The organism is Caldimonas sp. (assembly GCF_046289365.1).
Classification (GTDB): Bacteria; Pseudomonadota; Gammaproteobacteria; order Burkholderiales; family Burkholderiaceae_C; genus Caldimonas.
Genome location: NZ_JBKBVU010000316.1, coordinates 1 through 2,340, shown reverse-complemented (window position 1 = coordinate 2,340; position 2,340 = coordinate 1). Strand labels below are relative to the sequence as shown.

2 protein-coding genes are annotated in these 2,340 nt (G+C 67.5%); both read left to right on the top strand.

Annotated elements, in window-relative coordinates; all coding sequences use genetic code 11:
- A partial coding sequence (locus ACK42S_RS17510; protein WP_409710626.1) for a GGDEF domain-containing protein occupies positions 1 to 541 on the top strand: 541 nt, incomplete at its 5' end.
- A 10-nt stretch (positions 542 to 551) separates the two neighbouring features.
- Positions 552 to 2,340, top strand: a 1,789-nt coding sequence (locus ACK42S_RS17505) for a glutamine--tRNA ligase (RefSeq protein ID WP_409710623.1), incomplete at its 3' end; no start/stop codon positions are given.

Sequence of the window (2,340 nt, the reverse complement as noted above, 5' to 3'; positions counted from 1 at the left end):
CCTGGTCAACACCCTGTTCGAGCGCCATGTCGAGCTGGAGAGTGGCCGCGACACGCTCACACGGCTGCTCAACCGGCGCTTCCTCGCCCCCATCCTGGCGCGCGAGATCCACCTTGCCCAGATGCGGCATACGGCCTTCTCGGTGCTGCTGCTCGATCTGGACCATTTCAAGCACATCAACGACCTCCACGGCCACGACGCGGGCGACAGCGTGCTGCAGCAAATGGCCTCCATCCTGCTCAACAGCGTGCGCTCCAGCGACTTCGTGTTCCGCTACGGAGGCGAGGAGTTCCTGGTCCTGCTGGTGGACGCGCCGAGCGAGCAAGCCCAGGCGCAGGCCGAAAAGCTGCGCCAGCGCATCGCTGCCACACCGTTCGCGCTGGCCAACGGCGTGCACCTGTCGCTGACCGCCAGCATCGGTGTGGCGCCCTACGGCGGCCACCCGGATTATCAGTACCTGATCAACCAGGCCGACGAGGCCCTCTACCGCGCCAAGCACGGCGGGCGCAACCGGGTCTGTCTGGCGACGGGGGCCGCCTAAAATCGGGGCCATGAGCGACCACGCCCCGCACTCTTCCCCCCATCCGCCCGCTGCCAGCCATTTTCTGCGCCAGATCATCGAGCGCGACCTGGCCCAGGGCCGCTACCACGGCCGCCTGTGGGGCGGCAGCCCCGGCGACGGCAGCCACCACGAGCGGGGCGCGGTCGACCCGGCCCGGGTGCGCATGCGCTTTCCGCCGGAGCCCAACGGCTACCTGCACGTGGGCCACGCCAAGAGCATCTGGCTCAACTTCAGCCTGGCGCAGGCCTACGGCGGCGTGTGCCACATGCGCTTCGACGACACCAACCCCGAGAAGGAGGACCAGGAGTACGTCGATTCCATCCTGGATGCCGTGCAATGGCTGGGCTGGAGCTGGGAAGCCCACGGCACCCGCCACCTGTACTACGCGAGCGACTACTTCGACTTCATGTACCGGGCGGCCGAGTACCTGATCGAAACCGGCCACGCCTACGTGGACGAACAGACGCCGGAGCAGATGCGGGCCAACCGCGGTACGCTGACCGAACCCGGGATCGACAGCCCCTACCGCAACCGCCCCGCCGAGGAGAGCTTGGCACGCTTTCGCGAAATGCGCGACGGTCGTCACGCCGACGGCGCGATGGTGCTGCGCGCCAAGATCGACATGGGCTCGCCCAACATCAACCTGCGCGATCCGGCCATCTACCGCATCAAACACGCCACGCACCACAACACCGGCGACGCCTGGTGCATCTACCCCATGTACACCTTCGCGCACCCGATCGAGGATGCGCTGGAGAACATCACCCACAGCATTTGCACGCTGGAGTTCGAGGACCAGCGGCCGTTTTACGACTGGCTGCTCGAGCGCATCGTGCCGATCCTGCGTGCGCCGCAGTTCGAGCGCGCCCGCCAACTCGTCGAGCGCATCGAACAGCAGGGGGTGGAAGCCGGCAAGGAGTTTGCCCTTCACTGCCACAACCACGCGCACAAGCTCGGCTTGAACACCGAGCCCGAGCGGCGCATGCGGGCGCTGTTTGCGAAGTGGGAGCACGACCGCGACGCGGTGCTGCGCGACCTGGGTGAGTTCTTCGGGCTGCTCAAGGCGCAGGCCCACCAGTTCACGCCGCTGCTGGCATCCGCGCTGGAGGCGTACCGCATCGAGCCCTTCAACCTGCCGCATCAGTACGAATTCGCCCGGCTGAATCTGACCTACGTGGTCACCAGCAAGCGCAAGCTCAAGCAACTGGTGGACGAGCGCATCGTCAGCGGCTGGGACGACCCGCGCATGCCCACCATCGTCGGGCTGCGCCGCCGCGGCTACACGCCCGAAGCCATCCGCCTGTTCTGCGAACGCACCGGGGTCAGCAAAGCTGGGGGCTGGATCGACTACAGCAACCTGGAGATCGCCCTGCGCGACGACCTGGAGGGCAAGGCGCCGCGCGCCATGGCGGTGCTGGATCCGGTCCGGCTCAAGCTCACGAACTGGGCGCAGGTGTTTGGCGATGCCGGCCACCGCGAGGCGTGCAGCGCCCCGGTGCATCCACAGCGGCCGGAGCTGGGCCAGCGCCACTTCAGCCTGGGGCCGGAAGTCTGGATCGAGCGCGAGGACTTCATGGAGCAGCCGCCCAAGGGCTATTTCCGCCTCTTCCCCGGCAACAAGGTGCGCCTCAAGTACGGCTATGTGGTCGAGTGCACCGGCTGCGAGAAGGATGCGGACGGCCGCGTCACGGCCGTGCTGGCCACGGTGGTGCCCGACACCAAGAGCGGCACCCCCGGGGCCGACGCCGTCAAGGTCAAGGGCACGCTGACCTGGGTGA